19 protein-coding genes are annotated in these 19,665 nt (G+C 58.2%); 8 read left to right on the top strand and 11 right to left on the bottom strand.

The window, feature by feature from the left end; genetic code table 11:
- From moaB to C3F35_RS04780, 5 genes are read left to right on the top strand one after another with little or no spacing between them, the layout of a single operon-like run.
- The gene (gene moaB, locus C3F35_RS04800) at positions 1 to 513 is read left to right on the top strand and encodes a molybdenum cofactor biosynthesis protein B (protein ID WP_103178765.1); all 513 of its coding nucleotides are present in this window, start codon (positions 1 to 3) and stop codon (positions 511 to 513) included.
- 3 nt (positions 514 to 516) lie between these two features.
- Positions 517 to 1,002 (top strand): cyclic pyranopterin monophosphate synthase MoaC, encoded by a 486-nt coding sequence (gene moaC, locus C3F35_RS04795; protein ID WP_059308466.1) that lies wholly within the window; start codon positions 517 to 519, stop codon positions 1,000 to 1,002.
- The gene (moaD, locus tag C3F35_RS04790; protein WP_059308465.1) at positions 995 to 1,240 is read left to right on the top strand and encodes a molybdopterin synthase sulfur carrier subunit; all 246 of its coding nucleotides are present in this window, start codon (positions 995 to 997) and stop codon (positions 1,238 to 1,240) included. The genes moaC and moaD overlap by 8 nt, the downstream gene beginning before the upstream one ends.
- Position 1,241: 1 nt before the next feature.
- Positions 1,242 to 1,694, top strand: a complete 453-nt coding sequence (gene moaE / locus C3F35_RS04785) for a molybdopterin synthase catalytic subunit MoaE (RefSeq protein ID WP_103791937.1) — start codon at positions 1,242 to 1,244, stop codon at positions 1,692 to 1,694.
- 57 nt (positions 1,695 to 1,751) lie between these two features.
- Positions 1,752 to 2,459, top strand: coding sequence for a Bax inhibitor-1/YccA family protein (locus C3F35_RS04780; protein WP_032617147.1), 708 nt, complete (start codon positions 1,752 to 1,754; stop codon positions 2,457 to 2,459).
- An 86-nt stretch (positions 2,460 to 2,545) separates the two neighbouring features.
- Here the strand turns inward: C3F35_RS04780 and C3F35_RS04775 are convergent, their stop codons facing one another.
- Genes C3F35_RS04775 through C3F35_RS04765 form a run of 3 tightly spaced genes read right to left on the bottom strand, consistent with a single transcriptional unit; the run spans position 2,546 to position 5,507 of the window.
- Positions 2,546 to 3,508 carry a lysylphosphatidylglycerol synthase domain-containing protein gene (locus tag C3F35_RS04775; protein ID WP_032617148.1) on the bottom strand — a complete coding sequence of 321 codons (963 nt, stop codon included), beginning with the start codon at positions 3,506 to 3,508 and terminating at the stop codon, positions 2,546 to 2,548.
- Positions 3,508 to 4,749 carry a cardiolipin synthase ClsB gene (gene clsB, locus C3F35_RS04770; RefSeq protein WP_032617149.1) on the bottom strand — a complete coding sequence of 414 codons (1,242 nt, stop codon included), beginning with the start codon at positions 4,747 to 4,749 and terminating at the stop codon, positions 3,508 to 3,510. The genes C3F35_RS04775 and clsB overlap by 1 nt, the downstream gene beginning before the upstream one ends.
- Positions 4,746 to 5,507: an endonuclease/exonuclease/phosphatase family protein gene (locus tag C3F35_RS04765; protein WP_032617150.1), complete on the bottom strand. Its 762-nt coding sequence runs from the start codon at positions 5,505 to 5,507 to the stop codon at positions 4,746 to 4,748. Before C3F35_RS04765 ends, clsB begins: the two co-directional genes overlap by 4 nt.
- A 132-nt stretch (positions 5,508 to 5,639) precedes the next feature.
- Here C3F35_RS04765 and C3F35_RS04760 point away from each other — a divergent pair, with 132 nt between their 5' ends.
- On the top strand, positions 5,640 to 6,050 hold the full coding sequence (locus tag C3F35_RS04760) for a YbhQ family protein (RefSeq protein WP_032617151.1): 411 nt from the start codon (positions 5,640 to 5,642) through the stop codon (positions 6,048 to 6,050).
- Here C3F35_RS04760 and C3F35_RS04755 read toward each other — a convergent pair.
- From C3F35_RS04755 to cecR, 5 genes are all read right to left on the bottom strand, one after another.
- A complete protein-coding gene (locus tag C3F35_RS04755; protein ID WP_103791938.1) occupies positions 6,012 to 7,118 on the bottom strand; it encodes an ABC transporter permease in 1,107 nt (368 codons plus the stop codon). The two genes, C3F35_RS04760 and C3F35_RS04755, sit on opposite strands and share 39 nt — an antisense overlap.
- 96 nt (positions 7,119 to 7,214) lie before the next feature.
- Positions 7,215 to 8,348 carry an ABC transporter permease gene (locus C3F35_RS04750; RefSeq protein ID WP_059308461.1) on the bottom strand — a complete coding sequence of 378 codons (1,134 nt, stop codon included), beginning with the start codon at positions 8,346 to 8,348 and terminating at the stop codon, positions 7,215 to 7,217.
- Positions 8,341 to 10,077, bottom strand: coding sequence for an ATP-binding cassette domain-containing protein (locus tag C3F35_RS04745; RefSeq protein ID WP_103792028.1), 1,737 nt, complete (start codon positions 10,075 to 10,077; stop codon positions 8,341 to 8,343). The genes C3F35_RS04750 and C3F35_RS04745 overlap by 8 nt, the downstream gene beginning before the upstream one ends.
- Positions 10,070 to 11,065 carry a secretion protein HlyD gene (gene hlyD, locus C3F35_RS04740; protein ID WP_103791939.1) on the bottom strand — a complete coding sequence of 332 codons (996 nt, stop codon included), beginning with the start codon at positions 11,063 to 11,065 and terminating at the stop codon, positions 10,070 to 10,072. The genes C3F35_RS04745 and hlyD overlap by 8 nt, the downstream gene beginning before the upstream one ends.
- A complete protein-coding gene (cecR, locus tag C3F35_RS04735; protein WP_032617155.1) occupies positions 11,062 to 11,739 on the bottom strand; it encodes a transcriptional regulator CecR in 678 nt (225 codons plus the stop codon). Before cecR ends, hlyD begins: the two co-directional genes overlap by 4 nt.
- Before the next feature lie 229 nt (positions 11,740 to 11,968).
- Here cecR and rhlE point away from each other — a divergent pair, with 229 nt between their 5' ends.
- On the top strand, positions 11,969 to 13,333 hold the full coding sequence (gene rhlE, locus C3F35_RS04730) for an ATP-dependent RNA helicase RhlE (RefSeq protein WP_032617156.1): 1,365 nt from the start codon (positions 11,969 to 11,971) through the stop codon (positions 13,331 to 13,333).
- Between the two features lie 95 nt (positions 13,334 to 13,428).
- Positions 13,429 to 15,606 carry an ATP-dependent DNA helicase DinG gene (gene dinG, locus C3F35_RS04725; protein WP_103791940.1) on the top strand — a complete coding sequence of 726 codons (2,178 nt, stop codon included), beginning with the start codon at positions 13,429 to 13,431 and terminating at the stop codon, positions 15,604 to 15,606.
- Here dinG and C3F35_RS04720 read toward each other — a convergent pair.
- From C3F35_RS04720 to C3F35_RS04710, 3 genes are read right to left on the bottom strand one after another with little or no spacing between them, the layout of a single operon-like run.
- The gene (locus C3F35_RS04720; protein ID WP_103792029.1) at positions 15,593 to 16,096 is read right to left on the bottom strand and encodes a fimbrial protein; all 504 of its coding nucleotides are present in this window, start codon (positions 16,094 to 16,096) and stop codon (positions 15,593 to 15,595) included. The genes dinG and C3F35_RS04720 overlap by 14 nt on opposite strands.
- 5 nt (positions 16,097 to 16,101) lie before the next feature.
- Positions 16,102 to 17,091 carry a fimbrial protein gene (locus tag C3F35_RS04715; protein ID WP_103791941.1) on the bottom strand — a complete coding sequence of 330 codons (990 nt, stop codon included), beginning with the start codon at positions 17,089 to 17,091 and terminating at the stop codon, positions 16,102 to 16,104.
- 22 nt (positions 17,092 to 17,113) lie between these two features.
- On the bottom strand, positions 17,114 to 19,657 hold the full coding sequence (locus tag C3F35_RS04710) for a fimbria/pilus outer membrane usher protein (RefSeq protein ID WP_103791942.1): 2,544 nt from the start codon (positions 19,655 to 19,657) through the stop codon (positions 17,114 to 17,116).
- Positions 19,658 to 19,665 lie beyond the last annotated feature (8 nt).

Genomic DNA, 19,665 nt, shown 5'->3' with positions numbered 1-19,665 from the left:
ATGAGTCAGGTAAGCGCAGAATTTATCCCGACGCGTATTGCTATCCTTACCGTTTCCGAACGTCGCGGCGAAGAGGATGACACCTCCGGCCACTGGCTGCGCGATGCAGCCCACGAGGCGGGGCATCAGATTGTCGACAAGGCCATCGTCAAAGAGAACCGCTACGCCATTCGCGCAGAAGTGTCGCGCTGGATCGCCAGTGACAACGTACAGGTGGTGCTGATCACCGGCGGCACCGGGTTTACCGCGGGCGATCAGGCTCCGGAAGCACTGCTCCCGCTGTTCGACCGCGAGATCGAAGGCTTTGGGGAAGTGTTCCGCATGCTCTCATTCGAAGAGATCGGCACTTCTACCCTGCAGTCGCGCGCTGTCGCCGGTATCGCCAACAACACGGTGATTTTTGCTATGCCGGGTTCCACTAAAGCGTGCCGCACCGCGTGGGAAAACATTATTGCCCCGCAGCTGGATGCCCGCACGCGTCCGTGTAATTTCCATCCACATCTGAAGAAGTAAGTTATGTCGCAACTGACCCACATTAACGCCGCGGGCGAAGCCCATATGGTGGATGTCTCCGCCAAAGCCGAGACCGTACGTGAAGCCCGCGCGGAAGCGTTCGTCACCATGCTCCCCGAAACCCTGGCCATGATCATTGACGGCAGCCACCACAAAGGGGATGTCTTCGCCACGGCGCGCATCGCCGGGATCCAGGCGGCGAAACGCACCTGGGATCTTATCCCGCTGTGCCACCCGCTGATGCTCAGTAAAGTAGAAGTGAATCTACGGGCCGAGCCGGAGCATAACCGGGTACGCATCGAATCCCTCTGCCGCCTGACGGGCAAGACCGGGGTGGAGATGGAAGCGTTGACCGCCGCGTCGGTGGCGGCATTAACCATCTACGACATGTGCAAAGCGGTGCAGAAGGATATGGTGATCGGGCCGGTTCGCCTGCTGGCGAAAAGCGGCGGTAAATCGGGTGATTTCAGGGCGGAAGAAAATGATTAAAGTGCTGTTTTTTGCGCAGGTTCGCGAGCTGGTCAATACCGACAGCCTGACGCTGGATAACGAATTCGCTACCGTAGAAGCGCTGCGGGCGCATCTGGCGGCGCAGAGCGACCGCTGGGCACTGGCGCTGGACGCCGGTAAGTTGCTGGCGGCGGTGAATCAGACCCTGGTGGAATTCAATCATCCAATTACGTCGGGCGATGAAGTGGCCTTTTTCCCACCGGTGACCGGGGGCTGACATGACAGAGACCAAAATCGTTGTCGATGAGGCGCGTTTCAACGTCGGCACAGAATATAACTGGCTGGCGGAGCGCGACGAAGACGGGGCGGTGGTCACCTTTACGGGTAAAGTGCGTAACCACAATCTGGGCGACAGCGTGAAGGCGTTGACGCTGGAGCACTATCCCGGCATGACCGAAAAGGCGCTGGCAGAGATTGTCGAACAGGCCCGTGAACGCTGGCCGCTCGGTCGGGTGACGGTTATCCACCGCATCGGTGAAATGTGGCCCGGAGAAGAGATTGTCTTTGTAGGTGTCACCAGCGCCCATCGCGGCAGCGCTTTTGCCGCGGGCGAGTTCATTATGGATTATCTGAAAACCCGCGCCCCGTTCTGGAAGCGCGAAGCCACCCCGGAAGGGGATCGCTGGGTGGAATCCCGCGACAGCGACAAGGAAGCCGCCAGCCGCTGGTAGCCGGATTCCGGTGATGTACTAGTCTATAACATGCGTCCACTTAAAAAGGAGTATGTTATGGACAGATTTCCCCGTTCCGATTCCATCGTTCAGCAGAGCCGTACCGGGCTGCAAACCTACATGGCCCAGGTCTACGGCTGGATGACCTGCGGTTTATTGCTCACCGCGTTTGTCGCGTGGTTTTCTGCGAACACCCCCGCCGTGATGATGTTCGTCTTCTCCAGCAAAATTACCTTTTTCGGCCTGATCATCGCCCAACTGGTGCTGGTGTTTGTCCTGTCGGGGCTGGTGCATAAACTCAGTGCCGGGATGGCTACCACGCTGTTTATGCTCTACTCGGCGCTCACCGGCCTGACGCTCTCCAGCATCTTCATCGTCTACACCTACTCCTCGATTGCCAGCACCTTTGTCGTGGCGGGCGGGATGTTTGGCGCGATGAGTCTCTACGGCTACACCACCAAACGCGATCTGAGCGGCTTTGGCAATATGCTGTTTATGGCGCTGATTGGTATCGTGCTGGCCTCGCTGGTGAACTTCTGGCTGAAGAGCGAAGCGCTGATGTGGGCTGTGACCTATATCGGGGTGATTGTGTTTGTTGGGCTGACGGCCTACGACACGCAGAAGCTGAAAAATATCGGTGAGCAGATTGACGTGCGCGACAGTTCAAACCTGCGCAAATACTCCATTCTTGGGGCGCTGACGCTCTATCTGGACTTCATCAACCTGTTCCTGATGCTGCTGCGCATCTTCGGCAACCGCCGTTAGTGTGATGCCCGGCGGCGCGTTGCTTGCCGGGCCCGCAAAGGACTTCTCCCTCTCCCCGATGGGGAGAGGGTTGATGTGAGGGGACATCACTTCGCCATCTGCTGCTCGTTTTTGGCCCGCATTTTCTTCGCCCGGCTCTCCAGCACCAGATAACAGACCGTCGCCAGCGCCAGCGGCAGGAAGTAATAGAGCATACGGTAGGCCAGCAGGGCGGCGATAATGGTGCCGTGGGAGACATGTTCCCCCGCCAGCAGGGCAATAAACACCGCTTCCAGCACGCCGATCCCGGCCGGGATATGCACAATCACCCCGGCAATACTGCTCACCAGCAGCACCCCCAGCACGAAGAAGTAGTTCACATCTTCGCCCATCAGCAGCCAGATAATCGCCCCCATCGCCATCCAGTTAGCGGCAGAAATGGCCATCTGCGCCAGCGCAAAGCGCCAGGAAGGCAGCACCAGCTTCTGTCCTTTGATGGTCATATGGCGATGTTTGGCAAAGGCGCAGGCCCACAGATAGACGGCAATCACCAGCAGCAATACCACGCCAAGAATGCGCAGCGTAGACTGGTCGATGTACCAGTGGTCAGGCAGTTGCACCACCCCTGCGGTAAAGATCACCCCGCCCAGCAGGATATAGCCCAGCCAGTTGGTGGTAATGCTCAGGGAGAAGATCCGCGTGATGGTACTGCTGGGCAACCCCAGGCGGGAATAGAGCCGGTAGCGCATCCCGATGCCGCCCACCCAGGTGCTCAGGGTCAGGTTGAAGGCATAGCAGATAAACGACACCAGCATAACCTGGCGTTTGGCCAGCTTATGCCCGCAGTAGACCCGTCCGAGCAGGTCGTAACAGCCATACAGCAGATAGCTCAGCACCACCAGCGCCACCGCACCCATCAGCGACATACGGTCGTAGTCACGAATAACCTTCCAGACCTCAGCCCAGTCGACCTTTTTCGCGTAAACCACCAGCAGCACCGCAACGGCAATAAAAAACACCCAGGTGAGGATCTTTTTTGCCAGACGCCAGCGCGAATGTTTTTTGCTCATCAGGGTTTCACTCCCGTGCTACCTGCTTCGACCCGATCCTGGGTCTCCATTTCGGGTTGTACCGGCGGCGGCACCTGCGCCAGCTTAGGCGTATGGGCCGGCAGCCAACCCACCAGGGCCGGGAAGTGACGCAGGAAGTGGAACACCAGCACGCTTTTGCCCAGATTCCACCAGGTGCGTTTCGGCACCATGGTTTCATCAACCCGCACGCAATCCTCGGCGATAATGGCGGAAAGATTATCGCGCAAGGTCTGGTTAAACTCGCGATCGTGAATAATCAGGTTGGCCTCCAGATTCAGCGACAGGCTGAGGGGGTCAAGGTTACTGGAGCCGACGGTCACCCAGTGATCGTCCATCAGCGCCACCTTGCCGTGCAGCGGACGGCGGCGGTATTCGTAAATCTCTACGCCACCTTTGACCAGATAGTTATAGAGCAGGCGCGCGCCCACCGTGACAATCGGCATATCCGGCTCGCCCTGTACAATCAGCTTAACCCGCACCCCGCGACGGGCCGCGTTACGCATGGCGTGCAGCAGACGATAGCCCGGGAAGAAATAGGCGTTGGCGATGATCACTTCGCGCCGGGCGTTGGCCAGCATCTTCAGATAGTGCCGCTCAATATCATCCCGGTGCTCTTCGTTATCGCGCCAGACAAACAGCGCCTGGGCTTCGCCCGGTTTGGTGTTCTCTTCGGGGCGATGACGCCGCTTCCACCAGCGACGCACGGCGGCTTTACCGGGCAGGTTTTCCACGACAAACTGCAAAATATCCTGCACCACAGGCCCTTCGACCTGGACGGCATAATCCTGTTTCGCCTCCGGGCCGTAGTCCGACATATGTTCGGCGGAGTAGTTAATGCCGCCGACAAATGCCACCTGCTCATCCACCACCACAATTTTACGGTGCATACGGCGGAACACGTTTGTGCGCATACCAAACAGAGGAGGGCGCGGATCGTAGTAACGGAATACCACGCCTGCTGCGGTGAGTTCCCCTACAAAGTCGTCGTCGAGGTCGGGGGAGCCGTAGCCGTCGAGCAGCACTTCGATATGCACCCCACGCTGGGCTGCACGCAGGATAACGGCATGCAGCTTGCGGCCCACACTGTCATCGAACCAGATGAAGGTCTCAAGGAACACCCGACTCTGCGCCTTATCAATGGCAGCAAAGACCGCCGGGTAAAATTGATCGCCATTTTCCAGCAGCTTGATCCGGTTACCGCTTTGCCATGAACTTTTCATAAATGGATCTCCGCACTTAACGGTGCATGGTCGGAGAGATGACGCCAGTTACTCAGGGCCAGCGCGGTTGGGCTGCTGGCATGGGCATTTTTGACATAGATACGATCAAGACGCAGCAGCGGGAACCTTACCGGGAAGGTGCGGGCAGGCCGGCCATGAGCAAGGGTAAACACCTCCTCCAGCCCGGCCTCCGCCTTCAGCGGATGGCTGGCGCGCTGGCGCCAGTCATTAAAGTCGCCAGCCACCACCACCGGATCGCCTTCCGGCAGGGCATTGACCCATTCGGCCATCATCTGCAGCTGCGCCTGGCGGTGGGCTTCCCGCAGGCCAAGGTGAACCGAGGCCACATGCAGCGGCATGGTCAGCTCCGGTACGGCAAGCCGACAGTAAAGCAGCCCGCGCTTTTCGCTCTCGCCAACCGAGACATCGTGGTTTTCATAGTGTTCGATGGGGTAGCGGGAGAGGATCGCGTTGCCGTGATGCCCTTCTGGATAGACGGCGTTACGCCCGTAGGCATAATCGCTCCACATGGTGTCAGCCAGAAATTCGTAGTGGCTGGTATCGGGCCAGTTCTCCACATGCATCGGATGCACCTCATGCGCGCCCATGACCTCCTGCAGGCAGACGACATCGGCGCTGACGGTACGTACGGCGTCGCGCAGTTCGGGCAGAATGAAACGGCGGTTAAAAGCCGCGAATCCTTTATGAATGTTGATCGTTAACACTTTTAGCGAAAAATGCCGGGTTTGTTGGGCCATACACTCCTTCCCGCGTCTCTATCCTGATGAAAATAAAGTGTAGTCGTCGTCACAAAAAGGTGCTGTGTTACGGAATTTTCCGTAAAGTGCGATAGTCTGAACAAGCAGAGTAAAATCCTTCAGGAGAGTGCCATGAAGTGGCAACAACGCATACGCGTCGCGACCGGCCTCAGTTGCTGGCAGATTATGTTGCATTTATTGGTAGTGGCTGTACTGGTGATGGCCTGGATGAGCGGAACCCTGGTGCGGGTCGGCCTGGGATTATGTGTGTTGTACGGCGTCACCGTACTGTTAATGCTCTTTTTACAGCGTCACCATGAAGAGCGCTGGCGCGAAGTGGCGGATGTGCTCGAAGAGCTGACCACCACCTGGTATTTTGGCGCGGCAGTCATTGTGCTGTGGTTGTTGTCCCGGGTACTGCAAAACAACTTTTTGCTGGCCGTCGCAGGCCTGGCGATCCTTGCAGGGCCAGCGATCGTTTCACTGTTAACCAAAGATAAAAAGCTACGCGATATTGCGTCTAAACATCGCGTACGCCACTGATCCTGTCACGGCCGCTATTACCAGTAGCGGCCACAAACTCCCCCACACAATATCCAGACTCGCATCCTTGAGATAGATCTGCTTGGTGATATCGGTGAAGTGCCGAATCGGGTTCACCCAGGTCAGGTTCTGCAACCAGACCGGCATATTCTCAACCGGCGAGACATAGCCCGAGAGCAAAATCGCCGGCATCATGAAGACGAACACCCCGATGAACGCCTGCTGCTGGGTTGAACAGAGCGCCGAGATCAACAGACCAAACCCCACCAGCGACAGCCCGTATATCACCATCGTGAAGTAAAACAACGCCAGCGAACCGGCAAAGGGGATGTGATAAGCCCAGATACCAATCGCCAGCACGATACTGGCCTGGAAGGTGGCAACAATCAGCGCTGGCACCGCCTTGCCGACGAAGATTTGCCAGGTCGCCAGCGGGGAAACCAGCAGCTGATCCAGCGTGCCCTGTTCGCGCTCGCGGGCCACCGACAGCGACGTGACAATCATCACCCCGATGGTGGTGATCATGGCGATCAGCGACGGCACCACAAACCATTTGTAGTCGAGGTTCGGGTTATACCAGTTGCGCACCACCAGCTCGCTGTTGTTCGGCTTCGGTTTGCCCTCCATCAACTCCTGCTGATACGTTTTCACTACCTGCTGCAAATAGTTAGCGGCAATCTGCGCGCTGTTGGAGTTACGCCCGTCGAGGATCAGCTGCATGGGGGCGGTTTGCAGGGTGTCCAGGTTACGGGAAAAATAGGCCGGGAAGCGCACCAGCAATAGCGCCTTTTGCGTGTCGATGGTTGGCTGGATCTCCTGCGGGCTATTGAGGATCAGCACGTGGGTAAAGGCTTTGGCGCGGGCGAAGCGCTGGGTCAGCTCCACCGAATGCTTGCCGTTATCTTCGTTATAGACGGCGATAGTGGCATTGGTCACCTCCAGGGTGGCTGCCCACGGGAACAGCAGCACCTGGATCAGCACCGGCAATATCAATATTGCCCGGGTCTGCGGCTCGCGCAGCAGCGATTGCAGCTCTTTGCGAATCAACGTCCATAAACGGTAAAGCATAGTGTCGTCCTCTTGTCGGGTGGCGTTTTCGCTTACCCAACCTACAAAATCAACGGGTCTTACAGGTACGGTGAGCGGAGCGCCACCGGGCGCAACCTAATCCAGGCGCCGTTTGGTTTTCATCCACGTCAGCCCGATAAACATCACCGCCGAGGCAATCAAAAACAGCAGGTTCACAATCAGCACCACCGGGATATTGCCCGCCAGGAACAGGCTTTGCAGGGTGCTGACGAAATAGCGCGCCGGAATGATGTAGGTCACCGCGCGGATCACCGCGGGCATACTGTCGATCTGGAAAATAAACCCGGACAGCATAATGGACGGCAAAAAGGCGGCATTCAGCGCCACCTGGGCGGCGTTAAACTGGTTGCGGGTGACGGTAGAAATCAACAGGCCCATCCCCAGGGTGCTGAGTAAAAACAGACTGGTGATGATGAACAGCACCAGCAGCGAGCCACGATAGGGCACCCCGAGAATAAAGACTGCGACAAGCATGCAGAGCAGCATCGCCAGCATCCCGAGGAAGTAGTAAGGGATGAGCTTGCACAGCAGCAGTTCCGTGCGCGTGACTTCGGTAGAGAGCAGCGCCTCCATGGTGCCGCGCTCCCACTCGCGGGCAATCACCAGCGAGGTCAAAATAGCGCCGATCACCGTCATGATGATGGTCACCGCGCCGGGAATAATAAAGTGCTGACTGATGGCCGCCGGGTTGAACCAGTAGCGGGTCTGCACGTCGATCAGCGGCTCGAACGTTTCACCCCGATCTTCCGCCCGCTGCATCTGCCACATCTGCCAGATCCCTTCGGTATAACCCTGCACAAAGTTGGCGGTATTCGGTTCGCTGCCGTCGGTGATCACCTGAATGGGGGCGGTGTCGTTCGGGCGGGCCATGTGCTCGGCGAAATCCACCGGAATGACAATCAGCCCGCGAATGCGCCCGGCCTGCATCATCTGGATCAGCGCCTGGCGGTTATCGCTGATGGTGGCGTCAATGTACGGCGAGCCGGTCATGGTGTGGGTAAAGTCGAGCGCCTCTTCGCTGCGCTGCTCCAGCAGGATGCCGACCCGCAGCTTGCTGGAGTCGAGGTTAATGCCGTAGCCAAAGATGAACAGCAGCAGCAGGGGGATCACCACCGCAATCAGCCAACTGCTCGGGTCGCGAACGATCTGCCGCGTCTCTTTGATGCACAGGGCGCGCACCCGACGCCAGGAGAGGGCGGTATCAGACATGGCCGTGCTCCTTATCCCAGTCGTTAATCAGGGTAATAAATGCCTGCTCCATCGTCGGATCGGGCTGTTGCTCGTCGGCCACCTGGGCTTTGAGATCGTCAGGCGTGCCGTGGGCGATCAGCTTGCCGCGGTACACCAGCCCGATGCGGTCGCAATATTCCGCCTCGTCCATAAAGTGGGTGGTCACCATCACAGTGACCCCTTTTTCTACCATGCTATTGATATGCAGCCAGAACTCGCGACGGGTGAGGGGATCCACACCGGAGGTCGGTTCATCGAGAAACAGAATGTCCGGCTCATGCATCAGGGAACAGGCCAGCGCCAGCCGCTGCTTAAACCCGAGCGGCAGATCGTCGGTGGCATGGCTGGCAACATGATCCAACCCGAACGCTTCGCTCATGCGGCTGATTTTGTCGTTCTGCGCCCGCCCACGCAGGCCATACACGCCGGAGAAAAAGCGCAGGTTCTGCTCCACCGTCAGGTTGCCGTACAGAGAGAACTTTTGCGCCATATAGCCCAGATGCTGGCGCGCCTTGCCGGAGCTGACTTTCAAATCCATATCCAGCACCAGCGCCTTCCCGGCGGTGGGCACCAGCAGGCCGCACATCATTTTAAAGGTGGTGGATTTCCCCGCGCCGTTAGGGCCGAGCAGGCCGAAGATTTCGCCGCGTTTCACCGCGAAGTTCACGTCATCCGTGGCAGCAAAATCGCCGAACTTTTTGGTCAGGGATTTGGCCTCGATTACCGTTTCACCCGGCGTGCCTTCCACGGTATGCAGGATCGCCCCCAGAGGAGATTCCGCGGTGCCTGCGCCACCAAGCAGATCGATAAAGGCATCTTCAAAGCGCGGGGCTGCATCCCTGACGGCCAGATCCGGGAGATCCGCATGCTGGCGCAGATCATCGGCGCTGGCCTCTTTTTTGAGGATCACCCGCACCGATTTCCCCTGGATCATGCCGTCGCTCACCTGGGGCAGCTTCAGCACCCGCTGCAGCAGGCGGCGGTTGTTTTCGTGGGGTGAATTCAGCAGCAGGCTGCGGCCGGTCATGCTTTGCGTGAGCGCGGTAGGATTCCCCTGATAGAGCAGCTCCCCTTCGTTCATCAGCAGCACGTCCCTACACTGTTCCGCTTCATCGAGATACGAGGTACTCCAGAGAATTAACATGCCGTCGCCTGCCAGCTCATGCACCATCTGCCACAGTTCGCGGCGGGAGATGGGATCCACGCCAACGCCCGGCTCGTCCAGCAGTAAGACTTTCGGTTCACCCACCAGAGTGCAGGCGAGGCCCAGCTTCTGCTTCATCCCGCCGGAAAGCTTGCCCGCCAGCCGGTCGGTGAAGGGGCCGAGCGCGGTAAATTCGAGCAGGCGTTGAAAGGTCTTCTGCCGCGTCTCGCCGGTAACGCTGCGCAGGTCGGCATACAGGGTCAGGTTCTCCATCACCGTCAGATCTTCGTACAGGCCGAACTTCTGCGGCATGTAGCCCAGCATCGCATGCAGGGCGCGATCGTCGCGAACCGGGTCCAGCCCCAGCACGCTGGCGGTGCCTTCGTCGGGCTTAAGTAGCCCGGCCAGCATCCGCATCAGGGTAGTTTTGCCTGCGCCGTCCGGCCCAACCAGCCCGGTGACATAGCCTTTATGCAGGGTGCAGTCGAGCGGCGCGACGGCGGGTTTGTCCATTCCGGCAAAGCGTTTGACCAGGCCGGTGAGCTGGATCACCGCGTCACTCATGGGTTTGCCCATCGTCGAAGCTGACGGTGACCGGCATCCCCTGACGCAGGGCTTCGTCGGCATCGTTGACGATAATGCGCAGGCGATAGACCAGGTCAGTGCGCAGATCCGGGGTTTCCACGGTTTTCGGCGTGAATTCGGCGGTCGGAGAGACAAAGCCGATCTTCCCGTGATAAGGCTTATCCGCGCGTCCGTCGGTGTAGAGCAGCACTTCGCGCCCCGGCCGGGCTTCCCCAAGGCTGGCTTCATTGATATAGGCGCGTACCCACACCGGGCGGGTCAGGGAGAGGGTTAGCACCGTGCTGCCCGCGTTCAGCATGCTGCCTGGCTCGACGGCGCGGGTCATCAGGGTGCCGTTGGCTGGTGCCACCAGGGTGGTGTCATGCAGATCCAGTTGGGCTTGCGCTAACTGGGCCTGCGCCTGTTCAAGGCTGGCTTTTGCCTGGGCGATATCCTGCTCGCGGTTGCCGGAGCGGTACTGGCGTAACTTATCCTGAGCAGATTTCAGGGTCGCCAGAGCCTGATCGCGCGAGGAGCGGGCATTTTCCAGATCGTTAGCCGACACGGTGCGGCTTTTCCACAGCCCCTGCTGGCGATTGTAGAAGTTTTGCGCATAGTCATACGCTGCCTGAGCCTGTTTCACGGCGGCGGCGGCCTGGGCCACCTCTTCATCCCGGTAACCGGCCTGCATTAAATCATATTGCGCCTGGGCGACAGAAACACCCGCCTGGGCCTGAAACAGCGCATTCTTGTACGGGGCTTTATCCAGCTCGCCCAGCGTCTGCCCGGCGGTGATCGTGTCCCCTTCGTCCACGGTTAACGACGCCAGCCGCCCGCCGACGCGAAAGCTCATATTCACGGTGCGAATATCTACGTTACCGTACAGGGTTAACGTCTTATCCTGCTGGCTCTGATACCACCACCAGCCACCGAATCCGGCGGCCAGCACAACCACCACGGCCAGAAGAATAACGGCAGGTTTTTTCATAACTCCAGGCTCCTTTGGGTTAAACCTTGCAGGATCAGATCAACATGGCAGGTGATGACCTGGCTTATCTGCGCGGCTTTGTCCGCATCAAATTCGGTCCAGCCGGTGCGTAACAAAATGGTCTCCCGCCCGAGGCGAAAGGCGAGCACTTCGCCCAGCAGGGCATGGGTATGCAAAATGGTCTGCGTATCACTGGCGTCGCGGCCGGTATACGCCGCCACCAGCCGGGTCAGGTGGGTGTGCATCGGGGCGATAACCTGATCGTGCACCAGCTGATAGGCAGCTGAGGGCGAGAGCTGCTCCCGGGAGATAAATTTACTCAGGTTCAGCGTATCGTCATGGGTCAGCAGCTGAATCATATTGTGACAGGCGTTTAAGATCAGCCCGCGAATGGCGGCGCGATCCGGTGAAGGCTCGGACAGCAGGGTGGTCGCGGCCTCGACGTGAGGACGAAAGTGGGTGCCGATGAAGTCGGCGATCCACTGGGCGCAGGCGAGGTACAGATCCTCTTTCGAGCCGAAATAGTAGGTAATGGCGGCGATGTTCTGCCCCGCCTGGGCGGCGATATCGCGGGTGGTGGCATGCAGTCCGTACTCGCCAAACTGCGCCAGCGCCGCGGCAATCAACTGAGCTTTGGCCTGTTCGCCTTTCGTGGTGGTTGGGGTCGGATTCATAGTGTGCATAATCTTAATCAATCGATTGATTAAGATTATGCCAGATTTGTGATAAGTCCAGCCAGCCGGAGAAATATTTCGTTAAGGGAATCCAACGGGATATTTTATGCGCCACGTCACAAAAGCTGCTACACTCCGCTGCTTTGCGACACTGTGGTTTTTGTCCTCTTATTTGTCACTATCTCCCTGAAAACTACACCTGAAACGGTCGGGGCGGTTCGGAGTTGTTATGTCTTTTGATACCCTTGGCCTGGACCCGGAAATCCTGCGCGCTGTAGAAGAGCAGGGCTACCGCGAACCTACCCCTATTCAGCAGCAGGCCATTCCTGCCGTGCTGGCAGGCCGCGATTTGATGGCCAGCGCCCAGACCGGCACCGGTAAAACCGCGGGCTTTACCCTGCCGCTGCTGCAACGTCTGATCCAGAAAGAGCCGCACGCCAAAGGCCGTCGCCCGGTGCGCGCCCTGATCCTGACCCCGACCCGTGAACTCGCCGCCCAGGTGGGCGAGAACGTGCGTGAGTACAGCCGCTATCTCAATATCCGTTCGCTGGTGGTGTTTGGTGGCGTGAGCATTAACCCACAGATGATGAAACTGCGCAGCGGCGTGGACGTGCTGGTAGCCACCCCGGGCCGTCTGCTCGATCTGGAACATCAGAACGCCGTGAAGCTCGACAGCGTTGAAATCCTGGTGCTCGACGAAGCCGACCGTATGCTCGACATGGGCTTCATCCACGATATTCGCCGCGTGCTGGCAAAACTGCCGGCTCGCCGCCAGAACCTGCTCTTCTCCGCCACCTTCTCCGATGAGATCAAAGGGCTGGCGGAAAAACTGCTGCACAACCCGCTGGAAGTGGAAGTGGCGCGTCGCAACACCGCCTCCGAGCAGGTGACCCAGCATGTCCACATGGTGGACAAAAAGCGTAAGCGCGAGCTGCTGTCACAGATGATTGGCGAGGGCAACTGGCAGCAGGTGCTGGTCTTCACCCGTACCAAGCACGGTGCCAACCACCTTGCAGAACAGCTGAACAAAGACGGGATCCGCAGCGCGGCCATCCACGGCAACAAGAGCCAGGGGGCACGTACCCGCGCGCTGGCAGATTTTAAATCCGGTGATATCCGCGTGCTGGTGGCAACCGATATTGCTGCCCGTGGCCTGGACATTGAAGAGCTGCCGCACGTGGTGAACTACGAGCTGCCGAACGTGCCGGAAGATTACGTTCACCGTATCGGCCGTACCGGCCGTGCCGCGGCAACGGGCGAAGCCCTGTCGCTGGTCTGTGTGGATGAAATCAAACTGCTGCGCGACATCGAACGCCTGCTGAAAAAAGAGATCCCACGTATCGCTCTCGACGGCTACGACGTAGATCCGTCAATCAAAGCCGAGCCGATCCAGAACGGTCGCCAGGGTGGCGGGCGTGGTCAGGGCGGTGGACGCGGGCAGGGCGGCGGTGGCCGTGGTCAGCAGCAGCCGCGCCGTAGCGAAGGCGGTGCGCCAAAAGCCGCGAACAAACCTCCGCGTCGTGACGGCGACGCCAAACCGGCAGGCGAACAGCAGCGCCGACGCCGTCCGCGCAAACCTGCCGCAGCGCAGTAATCTGGAAGCCCGGTCGTAAAGCCGGGCTTTTCTTTTGCGGCCCGCTTAAGAAAGTGCCACAATAGTGGCTGTTTATACAGTATTTCAGGTTCATCATGGCTTTAACCGCCGCGCTGAAAGCGCAAATTGCCGCCTGGTATAAGGCGCTACAACAGCAGATCCCCGACTTCATTCCCCGCGCACCGCAACGGCAGATGATTGCCGATGTGGCAAAAACGCTGGCCGGTGACGAGGGCCGACATCTGGCAGTTGAAGCCCCGACTGGCGTCGGTAAAACCTTGTCCTACCTGATCCCCGGCATCGCCATTGCCCGGGAAGAACAAAAAACGTTGGTGGTCAGTACCGCCAACGTCGCTCTGCAGGATCAGATCTACAGCAAAGACCTGCCCCTGCTGCGCAAAATCATCCCGGAGCTGCGCTTTACCGCCGCCTTTGGCCGCGGGCGCTACGTCTGTCCGCGCAACCTGGCCGCCCTTGCCAGCAGTGAGCCATCCCAGCAGGATCTGCTGGCGTTTCTCGATGACGAACTCACCCCCAACAACAAGGCCGAGCAGGAGCAGTGCGCGACGCTCAAAACCGATCTCGACGGCTATAAGTGGGACGGTCTGCGCGATCACACCGATCAGGCCATCAGCGACGACCTGTGGCGCAGGCTCAGCACCGACAAAGCCAGCTGCCTGAACCGCAATTGCCATTACTATCGCGAGTGCCCGTTCTTCGTCGCCCGCCGTGAGATCCAGGAGGCGGAAGTGGTGGTCGCCAACCATGCGCTGGTGATGGCGGCAATGGAGAGCGAGTCGGTCTTGCCGGACCCAAAACACCTGCTGCTGGTGCTGGATGAAGGCCACCACCTGCCGGACGTCGCCCGCGATGCGCTGGAGATGAGCGCCGAGATCACCGCCCCGTGGTTCCGCCTGCAGCTGGATCTGTTCTGCAAGCTGGTGGCGACCTGCATGGATCAATTCCGCCCGAAAACCATCCCGCCGCTGGCGGTCCCGGAGCGGCTGAGCGAACACTGCGAAACCATCTACACTCATATCGCCTCGCTGAATAACATCCTCAATCTCTACCTCCCGGCCAGCCAGGAGGCGGAGCATCGCTTTGAGATGGGCGAGCTGCCGGATGAGATCATGGCGGTTTGCCGCGAACTGGCGCAGCTCATCGAAAAACTGCGCGGGCTGGCAGAGCTGTTTTTAAACGATCTGAGTGAAAAAACCGGCACCCATGATGTGGTGCGTGTACACCGGGTGCTGTTGCAGATGAACCGCGCGCTGGGCATGTTCGAGGGGCAAAGCAAGCTGTGGCGGCTGGCGTCCATGGCCCAGGCCTCCGGCGCGCCGGTCACCAAGTGGGCGACGCGGGAGGTCAAAGAAGGGCAAGTGCATCTCTTCTTCCACTGCGCGGGTATTCGCGTCAGCGATCAGCTGGAAAAGCTGCTCTGGCGCAGCGTGCCGCATGTGGTAGTCACTTCCGCCACGTTGCGCTCGCTGAACAGCTTCTCGCGGTTGCAGGAGATGAGCGGCCTGAAGGAAAAGGCAGGGGATCGCTTTGTCGCGCTCGACTCGCCGTTCAACCACTGCGAGCAGGGCAAGCTGGTCATTCCACGCATGAACTACGAGCCACTGATCGACAACGAAGAGCACCACCTTGCCGAGATGGCGGCCTATTTCCGCGAACAGCTGGTAAGCAAAAAATACCCCGGCATGCTGGTGCTGTTTGCCAGCGCCCGGGCAATGCAGTTGTTTTTAACCTTTGTCACCGATCTGCGCCTGCTCCTGCTGGTGCAGGGCGATCAGCCCCGTTACCGGCTGGTTGAAACACACCGCAAACGCATTGATAACGGCGAACGCAGCGTACTGGTGGGGCTGCAATCCTTTGCCGAAGGGCTGGATCTGAAGGGCGATTACCTGACCCAGGTACACATTCACAAGATTGCTTTCCCCCCTATAGACAGCCCGGTGGTGCTCACCGAAGGCGAGTGGCTGAAAAGCCTGAATCGCTTCCCGTTCGAAGTACAGAGCCTGCCTGCGGCCTCGTTCAATCTGATCCAGCAGGTCGGGCGTCTGATCCGCAGCCACAGCTGCTGGGGGGAGGTAGTGATCTACGATAAACGCCTGCTCACCAAAAATTACGGTAAGCGCCTGCTGAATGCCCTGCCGGTCTTTCCTATCGAGCAGCCCGACGTACCCGAGGTGAAAAAACGTCCGGCTACACTCGCCGCCGGGCGTAAAAAAAGCGTCCGCGCTAAGCGGCGTGGCCCTACTGGTAAGTAAAAGTCACCTGGACTACGCTGCTGAAAGTCCCTGCGCTGATGGGCATCGAGGTGACGTAATAGCGGGCGGCAAGGGGGAAGGTAGCCGTGTGCGTGTTTTGATCGATCAGCACGTTAAAACTCGCCTGCGGCGCAAGCAGAATATTGTCCTGCGGGTCGCCCAGCTCCAGCGCCAGCCCTTTGGCGCTACCGGTGTTGGCAAACTTTGTTGGATGAATGCGGTCGGCCTGGCCGTAAAAAAAGGCGTTGGCCAGCATCAGGGTTTGCGGGCAGTGCGATACCGACAGGCTGAACGCTTTCCACGTGCCCGTGTCTCCGACATTCTTAAAGTCACTTGATACGGCCTGCCCCAGGTTGACGGTGAGATCTTTGCTGGCGCTGTCTACGATGCAGGTATTGGCGTAAATATTCCCTCTCATCTCAATCTGAATATCCTCTGCGTGAGCCTGGCTCAGCAGCGTCAGCGCCATAATCAATGCGGTTTTTTTCATAACGATCACTTATAGGCGAGGGTAAGGGTCGCGATACTGTTCGCTGGCCCCGGTGTGACGACATCGCTGATCTGTTCGTAACGCACCTCGAAGGGGATCCTCAGCGTTTCATTGGCGTTTGCCGAACGTTGGGTGGGAACGTAGCTATCAAAGGTGGCAATGTTGTCGTCGAACAGCATTCTGACGCCGACGCCGGTTGCCATGCCGCTTTGCTGGGTGAGTTTGATGACCCCTTCAAACTGCGGTTCGTAACCATTGGCACTGGTGATTTTCACTAACGGCTGAACGGCGGTGTCACAATCCACATCCACATTAAACTCTTGGGCCGGAGACGAGAGCGTGCCAGTGACGGCGAAATCACTGACCGGAAAATCCCCCAGGTTGATGGTAAGATTTTTCGGTGATACGGAACAGGTGACCTGATGCAGAATAACGTTACCGGCATAGGAGACAGTATTGGGACTGCCGATGCCGTCATTGCCGAATACGCCAATACCAAACTGGGTTTGCGCCTGACTCAGCGTTCCTGATTTTACCGTTTCGCTGGTCTTGACGAGCTGGAGGGTCACGTTAAAGTCGAACGACATTTTTCCATCATTCGAGACATAGCCGATTGGGGTACTGCGGGAGTCGCACGCGGTCTTTCCCCCACCGGAGATACGCTGCCCCTTATCATTCATCAACGCCACGCCGACGCCCGGCACGCCAGAATCATAGACGCCAGTCAGCCCTGGAATTTCGGCCCCGCTGCCGTAATAGCAGGAGATAATTTCCATTCCACTCTCATACGAATGATCGCAATTACCCGCCACGTGCACGGTCTGTTCCGTACCCGGAATGGTGGAACCCACCGCCAGCGTGGTGGGGATGGAGACGGAGGCGACATCGATCATTTTTGGCATATCGGGAGTGGTACAGGCCGCTTTAGCGTGGGGCATAAACAACGCCGCCATGCCAAGAACCAGAAGGAAAAAACAGTGTTTGAGAATCTGCATAATTGTTAGCCTGAACGGTGAATCAGTGACATTGCGCGGCAGCGTTGATGATGCTGGTTTTCTTTTCCTCATCCGTTAGCCGGTACTCAGCTACACAGCTTTCGCTGGCATCCTGACCCCAGGAAACAGACAGCGTTCCGTGCTGAGGCAGGCCGGAGAGGTAAGTCTGTCCGTCATTGCCTACGATAAACTCGCTATCCTTATCCCCGGTGGTGACCGTTGCGCCAAAGGGCAGCGGCTTACCCTGTCGCGTGAGCGTCATTAAGACCCGGCTGCCCACGCGGGTGTTAAAGCTGGCGCGGACCACCGCGCCGCGCGTTGGTGTAACAACTTGCGCCGCGTGGGTCACGTCGGCCTCGTCCGGCAGTGTTTCCGTATCCAGGGCAATAGTGTTGTGGCGATAGGCGGTGACAAAGGGCACGACGGTATAACCGCGAAAATCGGTTTTGACCCCGGTCTGGTTGGTAATGTGCGTGCCGTGCGTGCCTGGGGCTTTAACCAGCGCGATGGTATCCCCCAGCGGCTGGCTCAGGGTGATGCCGTTGGCATGGGCCACCATACCGCCCTGCAAGCCGACGTTAACGTTCCGCTGATTTTTGTCCTGGCTCACGCCGCCGCTGATTTCGCCATAAGTTCCTTTGTAATCGGCATTCAGGTTGGTTGAGTTGCCGCTTCCGCTGTTGCTCAATCCCTCCTGGATATTCCAGCTCAGGTTGTCACCCTGTAGTGCGGTGCCGTTTAGCCCGATATTTTGCGTGGTGCCCGCTTTCGTGTTGTTCAGGTTGTATGTCGCCCAGGTGTTATGCATCCAGTGATCCAGTGGCACGGAGACGCTCAGCGCGAACTGGTTATCATTGGTAACGGATTCACCGTCATCGTTGGTGTCGTTGGTATTCTTGTTCAGGCTATAGCTCAGGCTGTAACTCACGCCGTGCCAGCTGTTGTTGTAGCTAACGCTCATGGAGGTCATGTCCTGGCTTTGGCTCCAGTAGGTCTCTTTCACCAGACTCAGGGTGACCGAGCCCCAGCCTTCGCCCAGCGTCTGGTCAATGGTGGCTTCGGTACGGGCGCGGCGCTGCTGCGGTGCAGACCAGTCGTCACTCCGGGTATAAGACTCCATGGTATCTTCCAGGGTGTAGAATCCTTTGCTGTTATACCGATAGCCCGCCAGCATGAAGTTAGTCCCCATTTTTGAGAAATCTTTGCTGTAACGCACGCGCCATGACTGCCCGGTGCTGGCATGCTGTTTTTTAAGCAGCGCTTTGGCCCGCGTGACATCGACAGAGAAGGCGCCTAAATCGCCCATGTTTTTCCCGCCGCCAACGGCCTGCGACTGGTAATGGCTGCTCTCTTGCACGCCGCCGTAGGCAGTAAAACCGTAAGGCAGGCCGTAGATGGCGCTACCCTGGGCAAAAGGAGTTTTTTCAACATCTTTGTCATAAGAGCGATAGCGCCCTGCGGTCACGCTGTAGCGCAGATTTTTTTCACGTTGCAGCACGGGGACCGAGGCGTAAGGCACCACGAAATGGCTTTCGCTGCCGTCGGTTTCTTTCACCGTGACCTGCAGATCGCCGCTACTGCCGGTGGGGTAGAGATCGTTAATCTCAAACGCACCGGGGGCGACGGTATTTTGATAAATCACATAGCCGTTCTGACGCACCATCACCAGCGCGTTGCTGTGGGCGGTGCCACGGATAATCGGCGCGTAGCCTTTCTCGCTGTCTGGCAGCATGTCGCTGTCGGAATTGAGCTGCATGCCGGTATAGGGCACGCTGTCGAACACATCCGCCGGGGAAGAGCTTTGCCCTACCGTCAGATCGCTTTTCATCGCCACGATATCGCGCTGAGCGTAGGTATAGACGGAGGAGAAGCTGTGCTGCTCTTCGTGGCCGGTGGTGCTGCGATTCCAGGTTGAGTAGTTTCGCACGCGCCAGGCACCGATATTCAGACCCGGGCGCAGGTTCACATACTGGCTGCTGTTGTCCTGCTCGCCTGGCTGGCGCGCATGGCTCTGGCTGGCGTTGGTGCTGTAGTTGAGCAAACCGGCGGTAATGCCTTCATCAAAGTCTTTCGGGTCGATATAGCCACGGGGTATCTGGCCCAGTGCAGACTGCGGAATGCTCAGCAGCAACTGCTGATGGCGGACTTTAAACGTGGCCGATGCGGCAGGAATCACGCTTAACTCTGCGCACTCACCCTTCGCCATCAGTTGCGGAAATTTTTCCGTTTTGACGCCAAGACGCTTTAAGTCGCCCAGCGAAAAACAGGGCTGAAGTGAACTGTCGCCTTTGGCATCCTTATGTAATTTAAACGTGACCTCACGGGTATCAATCTTGTTGTTATTAATAAAAAGGGCCACCTGATATTGACCCGGTGCCTGGCCAGGGCCTTTTTCATAGATTGAGAGGTCAGTTTTTCCCTGCTGGGGGTTATCCAGATCCAGCAGGGCGGGGTTAAAATAATCATCGGCCCATATTTGCTGTGAAAAACACGCCACTGCCAGGCCACATAAAATGACCAGCAGTGCGAGTAAATGACAGGAAAAAGGCTTTTTAGTGCTGTACATGATTATTT

Origin of the sequence: Leclercia sp. LSNIH3, assembly GCF_002935105.1 — a bacterium.
GTDB lineage: Bacteria > Pseudomonadota > Gammaproteobacteria > Enterobacterales > Enterobacteriaceae > Enterobacter > Enterobacter adecarboxylatus.
The sequence above is the reverse complement of the archived record's forward strand: the minus strand, read 5'-3'. Positions and strand labels throughout refer to the sequence as shown.

What these genes read in the sequence shown, in the direction of transcription:
- moaB (WP_103178765.1), top strand. Translation starts at nt 1, where the DNA reads ATGAGTCAGGTAAGCGCAGAATTTATCCCGACGCGTATTGCTATCCTT.
- moaC (WP_059308466.1), top strand. Translation starts at nt 517, where the DNA reads ATGTCGCAACTGACCCACATTAACGCCGCGGGCGAAGCCCATATGGTG.
- moaD (WP_059308465.1), top strand. Translation starts at nt 995, where the DNA reads ATGATTAAAGTGCTGTTTTTTGCGCAGGTTCGCGAGCTGGTCAATACC.
- moaE (WP_103791937.1), top strand. Translation starts at nt 1,242, where the DNA reads ATGACAGAGACCAAAATCGTTGTCGATGAGGCGCGTTTCAACGTCGGC.
- C3F35_RS04780 (WP_032617147.1), top strand. Translation starts at nt 1,752, where the DNA reads ATGGACAGATTTCCCCGTTCCGATTCCATCGTTCAGCAGAGCCGTACC.
- C3F35_RS04775 (WP_032617148.1), bottom strand. Translation starts at nt 3,508, where the DNA reads ATGAGCAAAAAACATTCGCGCTGGCGTCTGGCAAAAAAGATCCTCACC.
- clsB (WP_032617149.1), bottom strand. Translation starts at nt 4,749, where the DNA reads ATGAAAAGTTCATGGCAAAGCGGTAACCGGATCAAGCTGCTGGAAAAT.
- C3F35_RS04765 (WP_032617150.1), bottom strand. Translation starts at nt 5,507, where the DNA reads ATGGCCCAACAAACCCGGCATTTTTCGCTAAAAGTGTTAACGATCAAC.
- C3F35_RS04760 (WP_032617151.1), top strand. Translation starts at nt 5,640, where the DNA reads ATGAAGTGGCAACAACGCATACGCGTCGCGACCGGCCTCAGTTGCTGG.
- C3F35_RS04755 (WP_103791938.1), bottom strand. Translation starts at nt 7,118, where the DNA reads ATGCTTTACCGTTTATGGACGTTGATTCGCAAAGAGCTGCAATCGCTG.
- C3F35_RS04750 (WP_059308461.1), bottom strand. Translation starts at nt 8,348, where the DNA reads ATGTCTGATACCGCCCTCTCCTGGCGTCGGGTGCGCGCCCTGTGCATC.
- C3F35_RS04745 (WP_103792028.1), bottom strand. Translation starts at nt 10,077, where the DNA reads ATGAGTGACGCGGTGATCCAGCTCACCGGCCTGGTCAAACGCTTTGCC.
- hlyD (WP_103791939.1), bottom strand. Translation starts at nt 11,065, where the DNA reads ATGAAAAAACCTGCCGTTATTCTTCTGGCCGTGGTGGTTGTGCTGGCC.
- cecR (WP_032617155.1), bottom strand. Translation starts at nt 11,739, where the DNA reads ATGAATCCGACCCCAACCACCACGAAAGGCGAACAGGCCAAAGCTCAG.
- rhlE (WP_032617156.1), top strand. Translation starts at nt 11,969, where the DNA reads ATGTCTTTTGATACCCTTGGCCTGGACCCGGAAATCCTGCGCGCTGTA.
- dinG (WP_103791940.1), top strand. Translation starts at nt 13,429, where the DNA reads ATGGCTTTAACCGCCGCGCTGAAAGCGCAAATTGCCGCCTGGTATAAG.
- C3F35_RS04720 (WP_103792029.1), bottom strand. Translation starts at nt 16,096, where the DNA reads ATGAAAAAAACCGCATTGATTATGGCGCTGACGCTGCTGAGCCAGGCT.
- C3F35_RS04715 (WP_103791941.1), bottom strand. Translation starts at nt 17,091, where the DNA reads ATGCAGATTCTCAAACACTGTTTTTTCCTTCTGGTTCTTGGCATGGCG.
- C3F35_RS04710 (WP_103791942.1), bottom strand. Translation starts at nt 19,657, where the DNA reads ATGTACAGCACTAAAAAGCCTTTTTCCTGTCATTTACTCGCACTGCTG.